Genomic DNA, 18218 nt, shown 5'->3' on the forward strand with positions numbered 1-18218 from the left:
TGTTTTGGAGCCAGCATGATTTCTTTGCCGATCGATGAAGTTTTACCCGCGCTGCGCCAAGCCTTGGCCTTGCGCCACGAAGCGGTGCTCGAAGCGCCCCCCGGTGCCGGTAAAACCACCCGTGTTCCCCTGGCCTTGTTGAACGAAACGTGGCTGGCCGGGCAAACCATTCTGATGCTCGAACCCCGGCGCCTGGCGGCACGGGCGGCGGCCGAACGGCTGGCCAGTGAGTTGGGAGAGAAAGTCGGCGAAACGGTCGGCTACCGGATTCGTCTCGACAGCAAAGTCGGCCCCAAGACCCGCATCGAAGTGGTCACCGAAGGCATCCTGACTCGCCGTTTGCAGGATGATCCGGCGCTGGAGGGCGTGGGGCTGTTGATTTTCGATGAGTTCCACGAACGCAGCCTCGATGCCGACCTCGCCTTGGCCTTGAGCCTCAACGGCCGCGAGTTGTTTCGTGAAGACCAGCCGCTGAAGATTCTGTTGATGTCCGCCACCCTGGAAGGCGAGCGCCTGGCCGGGTTGTTGGATAACGCGCCGATCCTGCGCAGCGAAGGCCGCATGTTCCCGGTGACGGTGCGCTGGGGACGGCCCTTCCAGCCCGGCGAATTCATCGAGCCGCGGCTGGTGCAGACCGTGCTCGAAGCTTTGCACGACGAGACTGGCAGCGTACTGGTGTTCTTGCCCGGGCAGGCGGAGATTCGCCGGGTCCATCAACAACTGGCCGAGGCGCTGGGCGAGGGCGGCAATGTGTTGCTGTGCCCGTTGCACGGTGAGCTGGACCTCGCCGCCCAGCGTGCCGCCATCGACCCGGCACCGCCCGGCCAACGCAAAGTCGTCCTTGCCACTAACATCGCCGAGACCAGCCTGACCATCAACGGCGTGCGGGTGGTGGTGGATGCCGGACTTGCCCGCGTACCGCGTTTCGATCCGGGCAGCGGCATGACTCGCCTCGACACCCAGCGCATCTCCCGCGCCAGCGCCACCCAGCGCGCCGGTCGGGCCGGGCGACTGGAGCCGGGTGTGTGTTATCGGTTGTGGTCCGAAGACCAGCATGAGCAATTGGCTGCTTACGGCAGCGCGGAAATTCTGTCGGCGGACCTGGCCGGGTTGGCCCTGCAGCTGGGGCGCTGGGGCGTGACGCCGCAGCAATTGGTCTGGCTCGATGTTCCGCCGACCGCCGCTTATGCCCAGGCCCAAGACCTGCTGCAACGCCTGGGCGCGCTGGAGGGCGAACAACTGACCCGCCACGGCCAGGCCATGGCCGAACTGCCGGCCCACCCGCGTATCGCCCATCTGTTGTTGCGCGGCCAGGCGCTGGGCCTGGCAGACATGGCCTGTAACGTCGCCGCGCTGTTGGGCGAGCGCGACATTCTGCGCGGTGCCGGCGCGGACCTGCACAGTCGCCTGGCCTTGCTTTGCGGCGAAGAGCGCGCCGCGCGGGGCGCTCAGGGTGGGGTGCAACGGGCCCGGCAGTTGGCCCGGCAATATCGCGGCTACCTGCGGGGCAAGGCCGAAGAGGCGGTGACCGATCCTGATCATCCGCGCTGGCTCGGCGCTTTGCTGGCGTTGGCGTATCCGGACCGCGTCGCCCAGCAGCGCCGGCCCGGCGGCGCGGAGTATCGCCTGGCCAACGGCCGTGCGGCGCTGTTCGCCGAAGCTGACAGCCTGATGAAACAAGCGTGGCTGGTGATCGCCGATTTGGGCAGTCGCCAGGGCCAGCGCGAAGAGCGAATCTACCTTGCCACGGACTTCGATCCGGCGCTTTTCGATTCGGTGCTGGCCGAGCAAGTGCGCACCGTGGATCAACTCGATTGGGACGAGCGCGAAGGCGTGCTGCGGGCGGAGCGCCAGCGCAAGGTCGGCGAACTGGTACTCAGCCGCGAACCGCTGACCGGCCTGGATGAATCCGCCCGTAATCAGGCCCTGGTCAACCTGGTGCGGCGCAAGGGGCTAGAGCTGCTGCCATGGACGCCAGAGCTGCGCCAATGGCAGGCGCGGGTGGCGCTGCTGCGCCGGCTCGATAGGGAGGCCAAAGGCGAGAGCGAATGGCCGGACGTCAGTGACACGGCGTTGCTGGACAGTCTCGAGCATTGGTTGATGCCCTACCTGGGACGGGTCTCGCGCCTCAGTCATTTTGCCAACCTGGATCTGTCGAGCATCGTACGCAACCTGTTGCCCTGGCCTTTGCCGCAGCGTTTGGACGAACTGGCGCCCCACCATTTAAGCGTGCCCTCGGGCTCATCGATTCGCCTGGATTACAGCGAGCATCCGCCGGTCCTCGCGGTACGCTTGCAGGAGCTGTTTGGCCTGGCCGACACCCCACGTATCGCCGGTGGGCGGCAGGTGGTCAAGCTGCACCTGTTATCGCCGGCGCGTCGACCGGTGCAAGTGACGCAGGATCTGGCGAACTTCTGGCGCAGCACCTATGCCGAGGTGAAAAAAGATCTCAAGGGGCGCTATCCCAAGCATTACTGGCCGGACGACCCGCTGGTGGCGGAGGCAACCGCGCGGGCCAAACCGCGAAAATAAAACACCGCGGGCCAGGGCGCGGTGGCGGATGTTAGATTTACGCGCTCGCAAATTGCCCAATGCACACTCAATGCTTCGGAAAAATCCATGGCAAAAAAACCAGCAACGCCCAGCTTGACGTTGATCGACGTGGCCAGGATCGCGGGCGTGTCGCCAATGACAGTTTCCAGGGCCTTGCACCGACCGGAACTGGTGAGCGAGAACACCCGGGACAAGGTCCGCGAAGCAGTGCGCCAATCGGGCTATGTGCCGAATATGCTGGCCGGTGGCTTGGCGAGCAGCAAGAGCCGCCTGGTGGCGATTTTCCTGCCAACCATCGCCAACTCCATTTTTGCCGACACCGTGCAATCGCTGATGGACCGCCTGGCCCAGGCGGGCTATCAAACCCTGGTGGGGCTTACCGGCTATAGCCCGGAGCAGGAAGAAAAACTGCTGGAGGCCGTTCTTGGCCGCCGCCCGGATGGCATCGTGCTGACCGGTACGCTTCACACCGAATCAAGCCGTCTGCGACTCGCCCAGGCAGGTATCCCAGTGGTTGAAGCCTGGGACTTGAGTGAAAACCCCTTGGACATGCTGGTTGGCTTTTCCCATGAAAAGGTCGGGGAGGAGACGGCGCGTCATCTGCTGAAAAAGGGTTACAAGCGTTTCTCCGTGGTGACCATCAGCGACCCCCGTGGCCTGCGTCGTTGCAACAGTCTTGTCGCCGAACTGAAGCGCCAGGGCATCGAGCAGGTGCCGATGGAAGTCCTCGCACCGCCCGCCACCCTTGAGATCGGGCGGGAAGGGCTGCGGCGGTTATTGGACCTGTCGAAACGCCCCGACATCGTGGTGTGCAGCTCGGACACGGTGGCTCAAGGCGTCCTGGCCGAAGCCGCAAGCCAAGGCTTGAACGTGCCCGGCGACCTTGCCGTCATGGGGTTTGGCGATTTGAGCAGCGCTGCCCATGTCTACCCCGCGTTGTCCACCGTCAGCGTCGATGGCAAGAAAATCGGCTTACAGGTCGCCGAGGCGCTGCTTGACCGATTCGACAACCCTTCGTCCTTGAAAGACGTGCGCATCGACACGGGTTTCACGCTGATTGACCGAGCCACTACCTAAGTATGCATGCGTCCACGTGGCCTGTTGTTGCTTGAATGATTGCGCAATCAATGTAGTATTCCGCCTGAGGGGCTTGCGTACCGTCGAACGAAGCCCCTTTTTCAAACGTTGAGATGATTGCGCAATCATCATCCTGAACACGGTGGAATTTAATCGAAGCAACCAAGGAGTACGCGCATGTCTGCATTAGAGAAAACCAATGGATCCTCCGACGGCGACCGTATCGCCTGGGTCCGCGTCTCTTCGGTGATCTTGCCGCTGGCCAATCCCATCAGCGATGCCAAGGTGCTCACCGGCCGGCAAAAGCCGATGACCGAAATCGCCATCCTTTTCGCTGAGATTGAAACCATCGACGGGCATCGCGGCCTTGGCTTCAGCTATTCGAAACGCGCCGGTGGGCCTGGGCAGTTCGCCCACGCCCAGGAAATAGCACCGGCGTTGATTGGCGAAAACCCAAGCGACATCGCCAAGCTCTGGACCAAGTTGTGCTGGGCCGGCGCCTCCGTGGGGCGTAGCGGCCTGTCGACGCAGGCCATCGGTGCGTTCGACGTGGCGTTGTGGGATTTGAAAGCCAAGCGGGCGAATTTGTCCCTGGCGCGCCTGCTCGGCGCCCAGCGCGATTCAGTGCGCTGCTACAACACCTCGGGAGGCTTCCTGCACACGCCGCTGGATCAACTGATGAAGAACACCGACCTGTCTCGTGAAAAAGGTATCGGCGGCATCAAGTTGAAAGTCGGACAGCCGGACTGCGCCATTGATATCCAGCGGGTGAGCACGGTGCGCAGACACTTGGGCGACGACTTCCCGCTGATGGTCGACGCCAACCAACAATGGGATCGCCCGACAGCCCAGCGCATGTGTCGTCAATTTGAAGCGTACAACCTGATCTGGATCGAAGAACCGCTCGATTGTTACGACGCCGAGGGCCACGCCGCATTGGCGCAACAATTCGATACGCCGATTGCGACCGGTGAAATGCTGACCAGCGTTGCCGAGCACGCCGAATTCATCAAACTGCGCGGTGCCGACTTCCTGATGCCCGACGCGCCACGCGTGGGGGGGATCACGCCGTATCTGAAGGTGGCGGCGATGGCCGAGCAGGCCGGCTTGATGCTGGCGCCGCATTTCGCCATGGAGCTACACGTCCACTTGGCGGCGACGTACCCGACCGAACCCTGGGTCGAGCATTTCGAATGGCTCGAGCCGCTGTTCAATGAGCGTCTGGAAACCCGTGACGGGCGGATGCTCGTGCCCACTCGGCCAGGTCTTGGACTGACGCTCAGCGAGCAGGTCAAGCCGTGGACGGTGCAGGAGGCGACGGTCGGGACACGTCCCTGATAGCCGTGTTGTATACGAACCCGCTAACGAGGCCATTGTATGGCCTCTTCGAGGACTGACGACGACCCGCGGCAGCGTCGTCGGTAACGCTGTAGCGCTTCTCAGGGTGCCGCCGGCAACAGAAACCGCGCGATCACCGGCAAATGATCGGAAATACGCAACGTGTCGTCCTGTCGGACCTGGGCTTCGACCCGCTTGAGGCGCGGGCTGTAGAACAGGTAGTCGACGGTCCGGTCGGGGCCGTTGAGGCCGGGGTCGTTCGGGTAGTGAGTCAACCAGTGTGCGCGGTCGATGCCGCTGGCCTCGTTGTTGGTGGGAATCATCGGATATTTATCCCACAACAGGTGTAGCTCGCTGTCGGCGGAATAAGGCGAGCGCTGTTCGGCCGGAAGGCGCCGATATTGGCCAAGGGGCAACAGATTGAAATCGCCGCCGATCAACCAAGGGGTGCCGGCGGACTCGAGCTTGTCCAGGGCCTTGGATACGGCATTGACTTGGGCCAGGGCGGTGTCATCCGGTTGCGCGGCCCGTTCCAGGTGCGTATTGAGCACTGCCAGTTGCCCGCCGTCGCTTAGGGGCAGATAGCTGATCAGCAGAGCATTTTTTGGCTGGAACTGACGGCTGATGAAGTTCGCCTCGGCCACCGGCAATTGCACTCGCTCGGCATGGTCGACGCGGTAGCGGCTCAGCGTCGCCAACTGCCGGCCAACGCTGCCGAAGATGCGCGGGTTGGGGATAAAGTCGGCCTTCCAGTCGAAGGCGCTGGTTCCGCAGGGATACAGGTCGGCCAGACGCTCCTGCAACAGCTTGAGCTGATCCTGGTAGTCGCTGGCCTTGGCGCCGTTGTCCAGTTCCTGGAGCAACACCACGTCCGGTTGCTCGTCGCGAATGACCCGTGCGACTTCGTCGAGGCTGAAGGCCATGTCTTCCAGGGTCGGGCTTTCATCGTCGCCCTGGGCCAGGTCGTGCCAGAACACGTAGCGCTTGCCGGCGAGGAACTGGACGTTCCAGGTCATCACCTTCAACGCCTGTCCAGGCACCAGCGGCGCGGCATTCGCGGCGCAACTGACCGGCAGCGCCTCCCGGGCCTGGGGGCGCCAGGTCAGGCCATAGATGGAAAAGGCCGCAATGCCGACGAGCAACAACAGGCCTAGCAAGGTGTATCGCAGCAGACGGGTCATGGCTCGGGTTTTTCTGCAATCAACATGAACATTCGGAACAGCACCACCGTGGTAAACAGTTGCAGGAAACTGTGGACGCTGTCTATCAGCAAACTGATCAACGGATTCTGGGGCTCAGGGTACACCGAGACGCTGGCGCCCTTGAGCAGCCACAGCGGCACCATCACCGACAAAATGCACAACAGGATTCGCCAGAAATGTCCGCGACTCATGCGCAGGCTTTCCTTCATGGCGGCCAGCGGTGCCAGGCCCCGCAGCACCAGCAGGTATTCACCGAAAGCCAGGACCACCATCAACCACAGGCCCGGCAGGAAATACAGGGAGATGCCAACCAGGATCAACAGCGTGTTGAGGGCCGTCAGCAAGGCAAAGCGTGGCCATTGGAGGAGGGCGGCCGCGAGCAGGTCTCGAGCAAGCGGGGCTTCGCCGCGACTGCGAGCATCCAGGTACAGAATCAACGCGGCGGTGTACAGCGGGTACACCAACAGACCGACGATTACGCTGTAGCCGGAAAACCCTTCGGCCCCGAAGGCGCTGTCCACCCCTTGTTGCAGCACCGCTTCAAGTATCACCAACGGCAGGCACAGCTGGGCGATCCGGCCCAGGTGGCGTTTGAAAAAATACAAGGAGTCGCGCAGTACTTCTAACGGATTCATGAGTCGGTATCGCAGTTCAGAAAAAGCGGTCCGACACTTTACCCATCAGGTGAGCGCATAAACAAACGTAAACATCAGGTAAAGACCATTGAAAGCTTCCCGGTGGTCCCCATTACTGACCGGCACCGGTCTTTTGCGGACCGGCTCGGTTTTTTTATCCGGCAATCTGATGAGGTCGCCATGAACAGCGAAGAACAAACCCTGATCGATGGACTGTTTTCACGGCTGCAACAGGCCGAAAAGGATTCAGCCCCGCGCGACGCCCAGGCCGAGGCGCGGATCAAGGAGCACTTGGCCAACCAGCCTGCGGCGGGCTATTTCATGGCCCAGGCGATCCTGGTGCAGGAGGCGGCGATCAAGCGCCTCGATGAGCAGAACAAGCAGCTCGCCCAGCAGGTCGAGCAATTGCAGGCCGAGTTGCAGCAGGCCCGTAGCCAGACTGCGGCACCCAGCGGCGGTGGTGGTTTTCTCTCAAGTATTTTCGGCGGCAGCAGCCGCGATTCGCGTCCGGCCAGCGTGCCGGCTTCCAGCGGTAGTGGTTGGCGCGAACCGGCACGGCCTGCTTTCAATTCGCCGGCCCAGCAAGGCTTTGGCGCGGCGCCGGGCAACTATGGCGCGCCGCAACAGCAAGCTCCAGCGGCCGGCAGTTTCCTGGGCGGCGCGCTGAAAACCGCAGCGGGCGTGGCCGGCGGTGTGATGCTGGCCCAAGGCATCAGCAGCCTGTTCCACAGCAATCAACCCCAGGAGATCGTCGAGATTCTCAGGGAAGAACCGGCACAGCCCGTCAACGACAGCGCCAATAGCGGCGACGCTGGCTGGGGCGATGACCAGCGGGTGGCCGACAGCGGTAGCGTCGACAACGCCCCGGGCGGCTTCAGCGACGCGGACTACAGCGACGATTCGTCCTTCTTCGGCGACGACGATTCCTTCGTCTGACCCGCCATTCGTCCGGGGCGCCCTGGCGCCTCGGGCCGATTATTCGCGGAACGTTCCTCGAGGCTGGCATACTGGGCAACTTTTCGGGCCGGGTGGCCTGCGCGTGTGTGCATTCATGAGGAAACGCGGTGAAAAAAATCGCAGTGTTCGCCGATGTCCAAAACCTCTACTACACCGTGCGCCAAGCCTACGGCTGTCATTTCAACTATGCGGCGTTGTGGGCTGATGTCAGCAAGCAGGGGCAGATTGTCGAAGCCTATGCCTATGCGATCGATCGCGGCGACAGCAAGCAGCAGCAATTCCAGCAGATCCTGCGCAACCTGGGTTTCATCGTGAAGCTAAAGCCCTACATCCAGCGCAGCGACGGCTCGGCCAAGGGCGACTGGGACGTGGGTATCACCCTCGACATCATGGACGCCGCCGACCACGTCGATGAAGTGGTGCTGGCCTCCGGCGATGGCGATTTCGACATGCTGCTCGAGCGCATCATCAGCAAGCACGGCGTGCAAGCGGTGGCCTACGGCGTGCCGGGGTTGACCGCCAACTCGCTGATCCGCGCCGCCAGCCGCTACGTGCCCATCGAAGGCGCATTGCTGCTCAAGAACTGATCCTCAAGGAGCCCCACAGGTTTGGAACGCATCGCAGTCATCGACTTTGAAACCACCGGCATCACCCCGAGCAGCAGCTGCCGGGCCACGGAAATTGCCGTGGTCATGCTGGAGCAGGGGCGGATCGTCGACCGCTACCAGAGCCTGATGAATGCCGGCGTCCGCGTCCCGGCGTTTATCGAGCAACTGACCGGCATCAGCAATGCCATGCTGCGTAGCGCACCGTCGGCCGAGCGGGTGATGAACGAGGTCAACGAGTTCGTCGGCACCACGCCGTTGCTGGCCCATAACGCCGCTTTCGACCAGAAGTTCTGGGACTTCGAACTCGGGCGGATAAAACGTACCCGTCTGCAGAATTTCGCCTGTTCATTGTTGCTGGCCCGGCGCTTGATGCCGGCGGCACCCAACCACAAGCTCGGCACGCTCAATGTCTTCGCCGGTTTGCCCCACACCGGCCAGGCTCACCGGGCCATGGCCGACGCCGAAATGGCCGCCAACCTCACCGCGCACCTGGCTTTGGAACTGCGACACAAGCATGGGTTGCGGGCGTTGTCCCATGATCTGCTATGCAGTCTGCAGAAAGTGCCAGCGGCGAAGATCAACGAGCATCTCAAGCGCCATCGCGGGTTCTGAACACACCTCATCACCCTTGATCGTCGATCATTCCCACGCTCCGCGTGGGAATGCCTCATAGGACGCTCTGCGTCCGGTTTTTTAGGGACGCAGAGCGTGGGGACGATCAACATCTCCGGGTCTTGAAAAGTGTATGGCTCGGATAAACAGGTTTTGTAGCTTATTTTCTGCCTGTCGCCTTTCTAGAATGAACGGTTCTCATCGTCCTGACTTCGAGTTGAACATGCCTGGCCCACGTCGTTTTCCGTTGCCGTTGATCGCTGCCTTCTTCGCCTTGTACGTCATCTGGGGTTCGACCTACCTGGTGATTCGCATCGGCGTCGAGCATTGGCCGCCCTTGCTGCTGGCCGGGATTCGTTTCGTGATCGCCGGGTCGCTGATGTACGGATTCCTGCGTTGGCGTGGGGCGCCGGCACCGACCTGGGTGCAATGGAAAGCCGGGGCACTCATTGGCGTGCTGCTGCTGACGTTCGGCAACGGTGCGGTGAGTGTCGCCGAGCACATGGGCGTGGCGTCTGGGGTGGCGGCGTTGGCCGTGGCGACGGTGCCTTTGTTTACCTTGCTCTGCGGCTATTTCTGGGGCGCACGTAATACCCGTCTGGAATGGGCAGGGATTGTGTTGGGATTGATCGGCATCGCCATGCTCAACCTGGGTTCCAACTTGCAATCGAGCCCGTTGGGGGCGGCTTTGCTGGTCTTCGCGGCGGCTTCCTGGGCCTTTGGCTCGGTATTGAGCAGACACTTGCCGTTACCGGCCGGGGCGATGGCCAGTGCCGTGGAAATGCTGGTCGCCGGCGTGGTGCTGTTGATCGCCAGCTTCGCCAGCGGCGAGCACCTGGATCACATGCCGCCGCTGGAAGGCTGGTTCGCGCTGGTCTATCTGATCGGTTTCGGCTCGATCATCGCCTTCAACGCCTACATGTACCTGCTCAAGCACGTGCGTCCGGCAGCGGCCACCAGCTATGCCTACGTCAACCCGGCGGTGGCGGTGTTGCTGGGGATCGTCTTCGCCGGAGAAACCATCGGCGTCGAGGAGGCCTTGGCGATGCTGGTGATCATCAGCGCCGTGGTGTTGATCGGCTTGCCGCAGTGGCGCAAGCCCAAGCCTGCACCGGCCGAATCCTGATTTAGGGTAAACTGCCGCGCATTGCACACCTTGCGCTGATTTTTCCTACGGTATCTCCATGACTTTCGCCACCCTTGGCCTGATCGAACCCCTGCTGCGCGCCCTCGAGACGCTCGGCTACCAGACGCCGACGCCGGTCCAGGCCGAAGCCATGCCGGCGGTGCTCGCTGGTCGCGACCTGATGGCCGCGGCCCAGACCGGCACCGGCAAGACCGCCGGTTTCGCCGTGCCGCTGTTGCAGCTGTTGGCCACCGAAGGGCCAAAGGTCACGGCCAATTCAGTACGGGCGCTGATCCTGGTGCCGACCCGCGAGCTGGCCGAGCAGGTTCATGAAAGCGTGCGCCAGTATGCGCAGAACCTGCCGCTGAGCACCTACGCCGTGTACGGTGGCGTCAGCATCAACCCACAGATGATGAAGTTGCGCAAAGGTGTCGACCTGCTGGTTGCCACGCCAGGGCGCTTGCTCGATCTGTTTCGCCAGAACGCACTGAAGTTCAACCAGTTGCAGACCCTGGTGCTGGACGAAGCCGACCGCATGCTCGACCTGGGTTTCTCCGAAGAGTTGGCAAACATCTACAAGGCACTGCCGAAGAAGCGCCAGACGCTGCTGTTCTCGGCGACGTTTTCCGACGCGATCCGCCTGCTGGCCGGGCAGATGCTCAACGACCCGCTGAGCATCGAAGTGAGCCCGCGCAACGTGGCGGCAAACACGGTCAAGCAGTGGGTGGTGACGGTCGACAAGAAACGCAAGCCGGAACTGTTCGTCCACCTGATGCGCAAGCACAAGTGGAAGCAAGTACTGGTGTTCGCCAAGACCCGCAACGGCGTCGATGCGTTGGTGGAAAAACTCCAAGGGCTGGGCGTCAACGCCGATGGCATCCATGGCGACAAACCCCAGGCCACCCGCCAACGTGCGCTGGACCGCTTCAAGGCAAGCGAAGTGCAAATCCTGGTGGCGACCGACGTTGCCGCACGCGGGCTGGATATCGAGGATTTGCCGCTGGTGGTGAACTTCGATTTGCCAATCGTTGCCGAGGACTACATCCACCGCATTGGTCGCACGGGACGGGCGGGCGCCACCGGGCAGGCGATTTCCCTGGTCTGCGCCGATGAAGTGAACCTGCTGTCAGCCATCGAAACCCTGACCCGTCAGACATTGCCCCGGCAGATGGAACACGACTTCGAGCCTGAACACCGCGTGCCGGACACCGATGCCAGCGGCCAGGTTGTGAAGAAACCGAAAAAGCCGAAGAAACCGAAAACCCAAGGCAGCGGCAGCAAGCGCAACCTGGGCAAGTGGGTGGACAGTGGCGACGCGGGACCGGTCGAACCTTCGGTGAAGCCTGTGCGAAAAGTGCCGGTGTTCAATACTGGGCCGCGTAAGAAGAAACCCTGACGCTGATCATTCCCACGCTCCGCGTGGGAATGCAGCCCGGGACGCTCTGCGTCCCAAAAGCCGAACGCGGGAACGATCACTGCCTCAGGAATTCCACCATCCCCAATCCCGCCGCCCGGCCACTGGCAAAGCACGCTGTGAGCAAATAACCCCCGGTCGGCGCTTCCCAATCGAGCATTTCCCCCGCGCAGAAAACCCCGGGAAGTTGCCTGAGCATCAGCCGCTCATCCAAGGCTTCGAAGGTCACGCCTCCGGCGCTGCTGATGGCTTCGTCCAGCGGGCGGGTTTTCACCAGGGTAACGGGCAAGGCCTTGATCGCCTGGGCCAGCCGCGCCATGTCGGTGAAACAATCGGCCGACGTGAGTTCTCGCAACAACGCCGCTTTGACCCCATCGATCCCCAGCTGGCCGTGCAAGTGCTTGGCCATCGAGCGTGAGCCGCGCGGTTTGCCCAGCGCTTGAAGAATTTTGTCCACAGGCCTGCCAGGCAGCAGATCCAGATGAACAGTGGCCTGTCCATGCTGGTTGATAGCCTCCCGAATCCGCGCCGACAGTGCATAGATCAGACTGCCTTCCAGGCCGGTGGCGGTGATGACGCATTCGCCGAGGCGCGGCACGTCGTCGTTGAGACCAATGGCGATGTTCTTGAGCGGGGCGCCGGCGTATTTGCCGATCAGAAGATCGCTCCAGGCCGGCACGTCGAATCCGCAGTTGCTCGGCTGCAAGGCCGCCAGGGCAATACCGCGCTGTTCCAGCGGCAGCATCCAGGCACCGTCGGATCCCAGGCGTGACCAGCTGCCGCCGCCCAATGCCAGCAACGTTGCGTTGGGCCGCAGCGACTTTTCACCGTCTGGACTGGCGATACGCAGGCTGCCGTCGGTGTTCCAACCGAGCCAGCGATGGCGCGTGTGGATCGCCACGCCGGCATCGCGCAAGCGTTTGAGCCAGGCGCGCAAGAGCGGCGCGGCTTTCATGTCCGTAGGGAATACCCGCCCCGAGCTGCCGACAAAGGTCTCGATGCCGAGGCCGTGAATCCATGTGCACAACTCATCCGCCCCGAACGCCCTCAACAGCGGGGCGACGTTCGGCGCGCGCTCGCCGTAGCGGGACAGGAACGCCGGGAACGCTTCCGAGTGGGTAATGTTCATCCCGCCGACACCGGCCAGCAAAAACTTCCTACCCACGGACGGCATGCCGTCGTACAGGTCGACCTGGATGCCGGCCTGGCTCAACACCTCGGCCGCCATCAGACCGGCGGGGCCACCGCCGATGATGGCGACGTTGGGAGAAGAAGCTTGGGCAGTCGAGGTCATGATTTGAACTTTGGGGCTGGAATAGGCGCAGCATTCTAGCAGCACCGGTTCTTCCGGGAGCATCGGAGCTTGGGTTGATCAAAAAACAACCAGTCCGGCGCGGACTAGAGGCAACACAGGCTGTAAGCCGTTTCGCTCAGGTTATCCACAGGCCATTCCACAGCCATTGTGGGTAAAGCGCAGGTTTCAGTGACAGCCTGATGACACCCAGACCTTTTGTGCGCTGTGGTGCAAGATCCCGTGACGGCGGGCCAAGGCTTTGCGGTCCTTGCTGTAGCCACCGCCGATCACGCCGACTACCGGGATGTCCCGCCCCAGGCAATGGCGCATCACGCTTTCATCGCGGGCAGCGAGGCCTTCGTCGGTCAACTTCAGGTAACCGAGGGCATCGTCCTTGTGAACGTCGACCCCGGCGTCATACAGCACCAGGTCCGGCTGGTAGAGCGGCAGCAGGTAGTTGAGGGCGTCATCGACGACGCGCAGGTACGCGTCGTCACCCATGCCCATCGGCAGGGGAATGTCCCAATCGCTATGCGCCTTGCGTGCAGGAAAATTCTTTTCGCAGTGCAAGGAAACTGTCACGGCGTCCGGGGTGTCATGGAGTATTCGAGCCGTACCGTCGCCCTGATGCACATCACAATCGAAAATCAACACCCGCGAGACCCGGCCACTGGCCAGGAAGTAGCGGCTGATCACCGCCAGGTCGTTGAAGATGCAAAAGCCCGCCGGGTGGTCGTAGTGGGCGTGATGCGTACCGCCGGCCAGGTGACAGGCCAGCCCATGCTCAAGCGCTTGCTCGGCGGCGAGCAGTGAACCGCCGACGGCGCGCACCGTTCGCCGGGCCAAGGCTTCGCTCCAGGGCAGGCCAAGGCGCCGTTGGTCTTCGCGGGACAACTCGCCGCCCATATAGCGTTCGATATAAGCGCGATCGTGGGCCAGGGCGAGAATCTCCGGCGGGCACAGCGCCGGACGCAACAGGTCCGCGTCCCGGGTCAGGCCGCTGTCCACCAAGTGGTCGCGCAGCAGGCGAAACTTGTCCATGGGGAAACGGTGCTCCGGGGGAAATTCGGGGCTGTAGTCTTCGTGGTAGATCAGCGGCAGCGGCATGGTGTTTTCAGTGGCGATCGAGTGACGGATCCTACCAGCGATGTAAACTCTGGGCATGGAAAGGGAGTGAAAATGGAGCCGATACTGGAACTGGAAAGCGCACGGCTGATACTGCGACAGTGGAGCGACAATGATTTGCCGGCGTTTGCGGCGATGTCTGCCGATCCCCAAGTGATGCGTTATTTTCCGGCACCGTTGAGCCGCCTGGAAAGCGCCGCGCTGATCGGCCGGGTGCGCGGGCATTTCGCCGAGCACGGTTTTGGCTTGTGGGCGCTGGAGCGCAAGGACACCGGTGCCTTCATTGGCTTCACCGGGTTGGGCGTGGTCGGGTTCGACGCGCATTTCACCCCCGCGGTCCAGATCGGCTGGCGCCTGGCCCGGGAGCACTGGGGCCTGGGTTATGCCAGCGAGGCCGCGTGGACCGCGTTGCGCTGCGCGTTCGACCGCCTGGGGCTGGAGGAAGTCGTGGCGTTCACCGCTGTGGATAACTTGCCGTCGCAAAAAGTCATGCAGGCCATTGGCATGCTGCACGACCCGGCGGATGACTTCGAGCATCCAAAGCTCGCGGTCGGCCATCCATTGCGTCACCATGTGCTCTACCGAATCAACCGCGAGCAGTGGCTGCAGACCCTGCACGGTTAGCCGACACGGACGTCTACAATGCCCGCCACAATGGCCCGGGCCAATCATCGATCCGCCGCCGCAGCGCCGCCTGCGCGGTTTTGTGCTGTTGTGAGGAAAGTCTGAATGAGCCACGTGTTGGAAGATCTGGTCGACCTGCTGACCCTGGAACCGATCGAGGAGAACCTGTTTCGCGGTCGCAGCCAGGACTTGGGGTTCCGCCAGTTGTTCGGCGGCCAGGTGTTGGGCCAGTCGTTGTCGGCGGCGAGCCAGACCGTGGAAGAGGCGCGCCATGTGCACTCGATGCACGGTTACTTCCTGCGCCCGGGCGATGCGGCGTTGCCGGTGGTCTATCAAGTCGATCGCGTGCGTGACGGCGGCAGCTTCAGCACCCGTCGGGTCACGGCGATCCAGAAGGGCAACCCGATCTTCACCTGCAGCGCCTCGTTCCAGTACGACGAGCAAGGCTTTGAACATCAAAGCACCATGCCGCAAGTCGTCGGGCCGGAGAACTTGCCCTCGGAGCTTGAGCTGACCCAGCAGCGGGCGCACCTGTTGCCCGAGCACATGCGTGAAAAACTGCTGTGCCCCAAGCCGATCGAGGTGCGCCCGGTCACGGAAAAAGATCCTTACAACCCGCAGCCGGCCGATCCGGTCAAATACGTGTGGTTTCGTGCCGACGGCGCCCTGGCGGATTCGCCGGCGCTGCATAAATACCTGCTGGCCTACGCGTCGGATTTCGGCCTGTTGACCACCTCGATGCTGCCACACGGCAAATCGGTCTGGCAGAAAGACATGCAAGTCGCCAGCCTCGATCACGCGTTGTGGTTCCATGCCGACCTGCGCGCCGATGACTGGCTGCTCTACGCCATGGACAGCCCATGGGCCGGCAATTCCCGTGGATTCTCTCGGGGCAGCGTGTTCAATCGCGCCGGGCAATTGGTGGCTTCGGTGACCCAGGAAGGCTTGATCCGCCATCGCAAGGATTGGGCATGAGCCTGTCCGATGTGCGGCATTGGGTGTTCGACATGGACGGCACGCTGACCATCGCCGTGCATGATTTCGCCGCGATCCGCGTGGCCCTGGCGATCCCGGCCGAAGACGACATCCTCACGCATCTGGCGGCATTGCCGGCAGAGGAAGCGGCGGCCAAGCATGCCTGGCTGCTGGAACATGAGCGGGACCTGGCCCTGGGGTCCAAGCCAGCGCCCGGTGCGGTCGAGTTGGTGCGCGAGTTGGCCGGGCGTGGTTATCGCCTGGGCATCCTGACCCGCAACGCCCGCGAGCTGGCCCACGTCACCCTTGAGGCCATCGGCCTGGCGGATTGTTTTGCCGTGGAGGACGTGCTGGGTCGCGACGAAGCGCCGCCCAAGCCTCATCCCGGTGGCCTGTTGAAACTGGCCGAAGCCTGGAGCGTGGCGCCGGAGACGATGGTCATGGTCGGCGACTATCGTTTCGATCTGGACTGCGGCCGTGCGGCGGGTGCGCGGACGGTGCTGGTCAATCTGCCAGACAACCCGTGGCCCGAACTGACGGACTGGCATGCGCGCGATTGTGGGGAACTGCGACGGATGCTCGCTTGAAGGGCGGATCTTTCTCGCGGGCAGATTCGCGAGGGTTCACTGACCAAACAATGCCTTCAGCCCCTCGGGTGAATTGAACATTCCATTCCCATCGTGGCCGACGCCGGGCACTTCGACGAGCCGCTGGTTCAATCCTTGCGGATGACGCCGGCTCAGGTAGTCGAAAAAGAACTTGCCACGCAGCAGTCGATACGCACCCTGGGTTTGAGCTTCACAGCCTTTGTCCAGCGCCGGGTGTTGCGGGTCGATGTCCTGTTGCCCCAGCAGATAGACAATGTCGCGCTTGATGTAACGGTCTTCAACCTGGGCCGCCGTCTGGCCGCTCGCATAGGCCGGCAGGTTTTCCAGGCCATATTTCCAACGGTTGAAGGTCGGGCAACTGGCAGGGTCGAACGCCATCGGGCGCTGCGCATCGAGGTAGGCGTAGGACGATGGGTTGGCGACGACAAAGCGTGGCGCAATACGGGATGGGCCATGGGCGAGCAGGGCATAACGCTGCACCACTTGGGCGCCGCCGGAATGACCGGCGATGACGATGTCCTTCACTTCGGGGAACTGTTGCCGGTCGCTGACCCGCGCGACGATGTCGTCCAGCACCTGGAATGAGCTGACCGGATCCGGCCCCGTGGATTGGCCTCCCGCCATCCACTCATTGCCCTGCCAGCGCAGGATGTCGGCAGGCAATTGATGGCGCGCCACATCGTGTTCGTTGAGAAACTGCGGGGCGATGATCAAGGTCGTCATCGATTGACCGGCCTGCGCGGCGGCTTTTTCAGCGCTGTGCAAGTAAGTGTCGGCATTGCGCAGCCGACCATGGAGGATGATCAGCACCCGTTGGATCGAAGAAGGCGGCGGGCTCACGGCGACGGCCATCGCGCCGCCCTTGAATTGCAGCCGTCCCTGGGCGATGGCGTTTACACCGTGTTCGTCTGCCTGTGCCACGCAGCACAGCATCAACCCGAGCAACGCCGCCCACCTCATTACAAGGTTTTCGCCGCGAACGTGTCGCATTGGCTCACCTGGCCTTGGGCGAAACCGGTCTTGAACCAGCGAACCCGTTGCGCCGAAGTACCGTGGGTGAAGGAGTCCGGCACTACGCGGCCCTGGCCTTGCTGCTGCAGCCGATCGTCGCCGATCGCGTTGGCGGCGTTCAGGGCCTCTTCGATGTCCCCTGGCTCAAGCCAGTTCAGGCGTTTTTGCGCGTGGTTGGCCCAGACGCCGGCCAGGCAGTCGGCCTGCAATTCCTGGCGCACCAGCAAGCCACCGTCGCCTTCCATTTGCCGGCCTTGTTGGCGGGCTTCCTGGATTTTTGCCGACACACCGAGCAGCGTCTGCACGTGGTGCCCTATTTCGTGGGCGATGACGTAGGCCTGGGCAAAATCGCCAGCGGCGGAGAAACGCTGGGACATTTCCTTGAAGAAACTCATGTCCAGGTAGACCTGCCGGTCTGCCGGGCAATAGAAAGGACCGGTCGCCGAGGACGCTTGGCCGCACGCCGAATTGACCCGACCACTGAACAACACCAGCTTCGGTTGCTGGTACTGGCGCCCCGCTTGCTGGAACACCTGGCCCCAGGTGTCTTCGGTATCGCCGAGGATGGAGCGCACGAACTCGGCCTGTTCATCGTTGGCCGGTGGCGCCTGGCGCGTTTGCGACGAGGCAGGGGCCGAGCCCTGGTCCATCTGCCCGGCGAGTTGCCCGAGGATTTGCATGGGGTCCTGGCCGGTGACCCAACCGATGCCGACAATCAGGATGATCGCCGTCAGGCTCAATCCCTTGCCGCCACCAAAGCGCATCCCGCCGCCGCCCCCACCGTCACCACGGGCGTCCACCACGTTGTCACTGCGGCGACCTTTTTTCCATAACATGTGGGAAATCCTCTGAATGAGCGTGCGAAGAGATGACCGCTATGGCGCAGTCTAGTCTTTAGGGGCGCAAGGTGCGCGCCGTGCCTGAGCTGTCAGGCAACCGACGCGGACTTTGGTTCAGCACTGAGCCGAACCCTGCCTGGCTGCGGATTTTTCATTACACTTCGGATCCAGAACTATCGGAACCCTCGCTGGCCCAATAACTGCACCGCGCATCACGACC

General features: G+C 62.7%; 17 protein-coding genes. 11 read left to right on the forward strand and 6 right to left on the reverse strand.

The features are described from left to right. Positions 1 to 15: 15 nt before the first annotated feature. The 3 genes from hrpB to HU742_RS20565 all read left to right on the forward strand — a co-directional run bounded on the left by hrpB (position 16) and on the right by HU742_RS20565 (position 4968). Positions 16 to 2532 (forward strand): ATP-dependent helicase HrpB, encoded by a 2517-nt coding sequence (hrpB, locus tag HU742_RS20555; protein WP_186644274.1) that lies wholly within the window; start codon positions 16 to 18, stop codon positions 2530 to 2532. Positions 2533 to 2619: 87 nt separating this feature from the next. Then, positions 2620 to 3630: a LacI family DNA-binding transcriptional regulator gene (locus HU742_RS20560; protein WP_186644272.1), complete on the forward strand. Its 1011-nt coding sequence runs from the start codon at positions 2620 to 2622 to the stop codon at positions 3628 to 3630. 177 nt (positions 3631 to 3807) lie between these two features. Then, on the forward strand, positions 3808 to 4968 hold the full coding sequence (locus HU742_RS20565; RefSeq protein ID WP_186644270.1) for an L-talarate/galactarate dehydratase: 1161 nt from the start codon (positions 3808 to 3810) through the stop codon (positions 4966 to 4968). Between the two features lie 101 nt (positions 4969 to 5069). Here the strand turns inward: HU742_RS20565 and HU742_RS20570 are convergent, their stop codons facing one another. Together HU742_RS20570 and HU742_RS20575 are read right to left on the reverse strand one after the other, a co-directional pair. Beyond that, positions 5070 to 6149 (reverse strand): endonuclease/exonuclease/phosphatase family protein, encoded by a 1080-nt coding sequence (locus HU742_RS20570; RefSeq protein ID WP_186644268.1) that lies wholly within the window; start codon positions 6147 to 6149, stop codon positions 5070 to 5072. Then, entirely contained in the window at positions 6146 to 6805 is a 660-nt protein-coding gene (locus HU742_RS20575) for a hypothetical protein (protein ID WP_186638689.1), read from the reverse strand. The genes HU742_RS20570 and HU742_RS20575 overlap by 4 nt, the downstream gene beginning before the upstream one ends. 180 nt (positions 6806 to 6985) lie before the next feature. Here HU742_RS20575 and HU742_RS20580 point away from each other — a divergent pair, with 180 nt between their 5' ends. The 5 genes from HU742_RS20580 to rhlE1 all read left to right on the forward strand — a co-directional run bounded on the left by HU742_RS20580 (position 6986) and on the right by rhlE1 (position 11504). Continuing rightward, positions 6986 to 7741 carry a DUF2076 domain-containing protein gene (locus HU742_RS20580; protein ID WP_186638691.1) on the forward strand — a complete coding sequence of 252 codons (756 nt, stop codon included), beginning with the start codon at positions 6986 to 6988 and terminating at the stop codon, positions 7739 to 7741. A gap of 128 nt (positions 7742 to 7869) precedes the next feature. Further along, positions 7870 to 8349: a LabA-like NYN domain-containing protein gene (locus HU742_RS20585; protein WP_008012653.1), complete on the forward strand. Its 480-nt coding sequence runs from the start codon at positions 7870 to 7872 to the stop codon at positions 8347 to 8349. Positions 8350 to 8370: 21 nt separating this feature from the next. Beyond that, the gene (locus HU742_RS20590) at positions 8371 to 8982 is read left to right on the forward strand and encodes a 3'-5' exonuclease (protein ID WP_186638694.1); all 612 of its coding nucleotides are present in this window, start codon (positions 8371 to 8373) and stop codon (positions 8980 to 8982) included. Between the two features lie 223 nt (positions 8983 to 9205). Beyond that, positions 9206 to 10108, forward strand: coding sequence for a drug/metabolite exporter YedA (gene yedA / locus HU742_RS20595; RefSeq protein WP_186644267.1), 903 nt, complete (start codon positions 9206 to 9208; stop codon positions 10106 to 10108). A gap of 58 nt (positions 10109 to 10166) precedes the next feature. Further along, entirely contained in the window at positions 10167 to 11504 is a 1338-nt protein-coding gene (gene rhlE1, locus HU742_RS20600; protein ID WP_186644266.1) for an RNA helicase RhlE1, read from the forward strand. 76 nt (positions 11505 to 11580) lie between these two features. Here rhlE1 and HU742_RS20605 read toward each other — a convergent pair whose 3' ends face one another. Together HU742_RS20605 and HU742_RS20610 are read right to left on the reverse strand one after the other, a co-directional pair. Beyond that, complete coding sequence (locus HU742_RS20605) at positions 11581 to 12816, reverse strand: TIGR03862 family flavoprotein (protein ID WP_186644265.1); 1236 nt, start codon at positions 12814 to 12816, stop codon at positions 11581 to 11583. 186 nt (positions 12817 to 13002) lie between these two features. Then, complete coding sequence (locus HU742_RS20610) at positions 13003 to 13923, reverse strand: histone deacetylase family protein (RefSeq protein ID WP_186638702.1); 921 nt, start codon at positions 13921 to 13923, stop codon at positions 13003 to 13005. A gap of 72 nt (positions 13924 to 13995) precedes the next feature. On the opposite strand from HU742_RS20610, the gene HU742_RS20615 reads away from it, so the two are divergent. The 3 genes from HU742_RS20615 (at position 13996) to HU742_RS20625 (ending at position 16127) form a co-directional block, all read left to right on the forward strand. Beyond that, positions 13996 to 14565, forward strand: a complete 570-nt coding sequence (locus tag HU742_RS20615) for a GNAT family N-acetyltransferase (protein ID WP_186644264.1) — start codon at positions 13996 to 13998, stop codon at positions 14563 to 14565. A gap of 105 nt (positions 14566 to 14670) precedes the next feature. Next, positions 14671 to 15540 (forward strand): acyl-CoA thioesterase II, encoded by an 870-nt coding sequence (tesB, locus tag HU742_RS20620; protein ID WP_024780306.1) that lies wholly within the window; start codon positions 14671 to 14673, stop codon positions 15538 to 15540. Next, the gene (locus tag HU742_RS20625; protein ID WP_186644263.1) at positions 15537 to 16127 is read left to right on the forward strand and encodes an HAD family hydrolase; all 591 of its coding nucleotides are present in this window, start codon (positions 15537 to 15539) and stop codon (positions 16125 to 16127) included. The genes tesB and HU742_RS20625 overlap by 4 nt, the downstream gene beginning before the upstream one ends. A 36-nt stretch (positions 16128 to 16163) precedes the next feature. Here HU742_RS20625 and HU742_RS20630 read toward each other — a convergent pair whose 3' ends face one another. Both HU742_RS20630 and ypfJ read right to left on the reverse strand, forming a co-directional pair. Then, positions 16164 to 17108, reverse strand: coding sequence for an alpha/beta hydrolase (locus HU742_RS20630; RefSeq protein ID WP_186644348.1), 945 nt, complete (start codon positions 17106 to 17108; stop codon positions 16164 to 16166). After that, the gene (gene ypfJ / locus HU742_RS20635; protein ID WP_186638708.1) at positions 17108 to 17995 is read right to left on the reverse strand and encodes a KPN_02809 family neutral zinc metallopeptidase; all 888 of its coding nucleotides are present in this window, start codon (positions 17993 to 17995) and stop codon (positions 17108 to 17110) included. The genes HU742_RS20630 and ypfJ overlap by 1 nt, the downstream gene beginning before the upstream one ends. Positions 17996 to 18218 lie beyond the last annotated feature (223 nt).

The sequence above is a fragment of the Pseudomonas marvdashtae genome (assembly GCF_014268655.2).
GTDB lineage: Bacteria > Pseudomonadota > Gammaproteobacteria > Pseudomonadales > Pseudomonadaceae > Aquipseudomonas > Aquipseudomonas marvdashtae.

Coding starts and splice junctions, on each gene's coding strand:
- HU742_RS20630 (WP_186644348.1), bottom strand. CDS start 17,108: ATGAGGTGGGCGGCGTTGCTCGGGTTGATGCTGTGCTGCGTGGCACAG.
- HU742_RS20610 (WP_186638702.1), bottom strand. CDS start 13,923: ATGCCGCTGCCGCTGATCTACCACGAAGACTACAGCCCCGAATTTCCC.
- tesB (WP_024780306.1), top strand. CDS start 14,671: ATGAGCCACGTGTTGGAAGATCTGGTCGACCTGCTGACCCTGGAACCG.
- ypfJ (WP_186638708.1), bottom strand. CDS start 17,995: ATGTTATGGAAAAAAGGTCGCCGCAGTGACAACGTGGTGGACGCCCGT.
- HU742_RS20565 (WP_186644270.1), top strand. CDS start 3,808: ATGTCTGCATTAGAGAAAACCAATGGATCCTCCGACGGCGACCGTATC.
- HU742_RS20570 (WP_186644268.1), bottom strand. CDS start 6,149: ATGACCCGTCTGCTGCGATACACCTTGCTAGGCCTGTTGTTGCTCGTC.
- rhlE1 (WP_186644266.1), top strand. CDS start 10,167: ATGACTTTCGCCACCCTTGGCCTGATCGAACCCCTGCTGCGCGCCCTC.
- HU742_RS20560 (WP_186644272.1), top strand. CDS start 2,620: ATGGCAAAAAAACCAGCAACGCCCAGCTTGACGTTGATCGACGTGGCC.
- HU742_RS20625 (WP_186644263.1), top strand. CDS start 15,537: ATGAGCCTGTCCGATGTGCGGCATTGGGTGTTCGACATGGACGGCACG.
- HU742_RS20605 (WP_186644265.1), bottom strand. CDS start 12,816: ATGACCTCGACTGCCCAAGCTTCTTCTCCCAACGTCGCCATCATCGGC.
- HU742_RS20615 (WP_186644264.1), top strand. CDS start 13,996: ATGGAGCCGATACTGGAACTGGAAAGCGCACGGCTGATACTGCGACAG.
- hrpB (WP_186644274.1), top strand. CDS start 16: ATGATTTCTTTGCCGATCGATGAAGTTTTACCCGCGCTGCGCCAAGCC.
- HU742_RS20580 (WP_186638691.1), top strand. CDS start 6,986: ATGAACAGCGAAGAACAAACCCTGATCGATGGACTGTTTTCACGGCTG.
- yedA (WP_186644267.1), top strand. CDS start 9,206: ATGCCTGGCCCACGTCGTTTTCCGTTGCCGTTGATCGCTGCCTTCTTC.
- HU742_RS20575 (WP_186638689.1), bottom strand. CDS start 6,805: ATGAATCCGTTAGAAGTACTGCGCGACTCCTTGTATTTTTTCAAACGC.